The 3082-nt window shown below is 69.4% G+C and carries 1 protein-coding gene and 1 pseudogene; one reads left to right on the forward strand and one right to left on the reverse strand.

The genetic code is table 11. The features are described from left to right. The coding region (locus tag VF697_RS35205; protein ID WP_331101980.1) for a VCBS repeat-containing protein at window positions 1-2152 on the reverse strand (2152 nt) is incomplete at its 3' end. A gap of 575 nt (window positions 2153-2727) precedes the next feature. Between VF697_RS35205 and VF697_RS35210 the strand changes: the two are divergent. Further along, window positions 2728-3082 (forward strand): annotated as a pseudogene (locus VF697_RS35210) (hypothetical protein); the annotation flags it as partial.

The raw sequence follows: 3082 nt of genomic DNA on the forward strand, positions 1-3082 counted from the left end.
CGTCCAGCCGGCCGTCCGCGTCGAGGTCGCTCACCGCCACCCCCGTGGGGCTCCTCCCTGTCACGAACAGGCGCTGCGCGCTGAAGGTGCCATCCCCTCGGCCGGAGTAGAGCCCCAAGGCGTCGGTGTCGTAGTTGGGAACCACCAGGTCCGCCTTCGCGTCGCCATCGAAGTCGCCTACGGCCACCGAGAACACGTACTGCCCCGTCGGGTACGTCACCTGGGCGGAGAGGCCTCCCTGGCCATCATCGAGGAGCACGCCCAGCGAGGTTGGCTCCTCGTTGCTCACCGCCACGTCGAGCCAGCCGTCGCCGTCGAAGTCCCCCGTCGCGACCGAGCGGGCCCGCGCGCTGGTGGCATACGTGCCTTGCACGGAGAAGGCGCCCTGGCCGTCGTTGCGCAGGAGGAGCACCCCGCCGGCTCCCGCGCTGGCGCCATGGTCGGCCACCACCAGGTCCACCTTCCCGTCCTGATCGACGTCGCCGGCAACCAGCGAGATGGGAGCGGCCCCCGCCGCGTACGTCACCTGGGCCGAGAAGGCGCCCTGGCCGTCGTTCAGCAGGATGCCGACCGAGGCCCCCTCATGGTTGGCCACGGCGAGGTCCACCTTCCCGTCCGCGTTGAGGTCCGCGGCGACCACGCCCGTGGCACCGCTGGTGGCGTAGGTGGCGTGTGGCACGAGCGTGCCGTCGGGCTGGCTCATCATCACGCCGAGGGAGCTGCTGCCGGAGTGGGTGACCGCCAGATCCGCCCGGCCATCCCCGTTGAAGTCTCCCCAGGCCACCGAGGTGGGGTTGAGCCCGACGGTGTACGTCGCCGCCGCTCCGAAGCTCCGGTTGCCCTGGCCCGGCAACACGCTCACGGTTCCGGCCTCGTAGTTGGCCACGGCGAGCTCTGGCTTCCCATCCGCGTTGGCATCCCCCACCGCGACGCCCCAGGGCGCCGCGCCCGCCGTGTGCCGCCGCGACGCGGTGAACGTCCCGTTGCCTCGGTTGAGCAGCATTCGCGCTCCGCCGAGGCCCGCGGACGCGAGCGCCACGTCCGGCGCGGCATCCTGGTTGAAGTCCGCCACCGTCACCGAGCCAGGGGCGTTGCCGACGGGGTAGAGGACCGGGGCGGCGAAGGCGCCGGAGCCCTGGTTGCGCAAGGTGCCCAGGGTCCCATCGCCATGGTGGGCCACGGCGAGGTCGGGCCAGGTGTCCCCGTCGAGGTCGACGCTGGCCACCCCCGAGGGGCGGTAGCCCACGGGGAGCGGAGCCAGGGCGGTGAACGTCCCGTTGCCCACCCCCTTGAGCAGGCTCACGGAGCCGGAGTTGTAGTTGGCCACCGCGAGGTCGACGGCACCGTCCCGGTCGAGGTCGAGGCTGGCGAGGGCGGAGGGGTTGGTGCCCACCGCGGAGGAGGTCTGCGCGGCGAACGTTCCGCCGAGGTTGCGCAAGAGGCCCACGGTGCCACTGCCGTAATTGGCCACCGCGAGGTCCGGCCGGCCATCTCCGTTGAAATCCTCGGCCAGGAGGGCCCTCGGGTTGAGGGAGGCGGCGTAGGCCACCTGAGAGGCGAAGGTGCCATTCCCATTGCCCATCAGCACGCCCACGGTGCCGCTGCCGGAGTTGGCCACCGCGAGGTCCGGCCGGCCATCCCCGTTGAAGTCCGCGGACCTGACCGCGAAGGGGCTCGTCCCCACGGGGTAGCTCACCGGCGCGCCGAACGTGCCCTGCCCCTGGTTGAGCATCACGCCCACGCTGTTGGCACCGGCGCTGGCGATGGCGAGGTCCGGGCGGCCATCCCCGTTGAAGTCCCGCGCCACGACAGACCGGGGATTGCGGCCCACGGGGTAGTTGACCGCGGGAGCGAAGTGCTCGTCCCCGTTCCCGAGCAGGATGCTCACCGTGTTGTCCAGGGCGTTCGTCAGCGCCAGGTCCGGCCGGCCATCCCCGTTGAAGTCCGCGGAGGTGGAGGCGGTGGTCACCTGGCCCGTCGGCGTCGCCGAGCCCCCCGGACCGAAAGCGCCCGCGGAGCAGCTGTCCACCGCCTGCCGGGCTTCGCCCTGGGTGTCCTCCACCCCGTCAGACAGGGAGGCCCCGCAGCCAAGAAGGGCCACGGTGCCCATCACGGTCAGCCCCGACCGAACCCGCGTGTTTCGTGAAGACATGTCCTGCTCCTCCTGGAAGAGGTGTGGGCAGGAGCTGCCGCACACCATCAGTGGGAGCGAAGGTGACATGGAAGTCTGACGTTTCTGGGAAGCAGGGCGGGGGTTTACCTTCCCGCCTCGTTTGAGGTCACTGGACGAGTCAGGGACAGCCCCACCACGAAGCTTGCGCCCGAAGTGGTCCGAGAGTGTTCCCAGCACCGGCTGGGCGAAAATCGGCAGTACCGACGCCAGCGTGAAGACGAAGCCAATGCCTTGCAGATCCAACCTACGCGAGTTCATCGTGCTGGGGCGCGAGCGGAGCAGGCTCACGTGACTCGAATTCTTTGACACGCTCTTCGTACGTCAGCCGGGGAGGGGAGGGGGCGTACAGGGGAGGGCTGAAGCCTGATTGGCGCCCCCAGCGGGCCGCCGCAATGTAGGGCTCAGTGGGCCTCCACGCTCGTGGCTGCTCATCCGCTTCCGCACCCTCCATGCTCCGTAATAGGATGAATCCGCTCTCGGAGAAGGCGGAGGCGACGGCCGCCCTGCAGAAGTTGAAGTCGCGGTGAGAATCGGCCGGACGACGGAGTCAACAGATGCAACAGCTGCGCGGCAAGATCGCGGAACTTCGCGGAGAGTTGGAGTCCTTCAGCACCGGCGTGGTGACCCGCCTGCAGCCTGTCCGTACCGAGATTGAGGCCCTGACGGGCAAGCTGCAGGGCGTGATGGTTTCCTTGCGCCAGGAAGTGGAGGCGCTGGGCAAAGAGCTTTCGACGAAGATCGATTTGCTGGACAACGAGTTCGCGGAACTGTTGCCCGATGACAGCAAAGGTGGGGAGACGGACGCCGAGGAGTCCGAGGAGAGTTGGGGCGGGGAGGAGTCCGAGGAGAGCGGGGAGGAGTCCGAGGAGAGCGAAAGCGCCGAGGATGAGGGCGAGGAGAGTTGGGGCG

It is taken from the genome of Archangium sp. (assembly GCF_036388035.1).
In the GTDB taxonomy this organism is placed as follows: Bacteria; Myxococcota; Myxococcia; order Myxococcales; family Myxococcaceae; genus Archangium.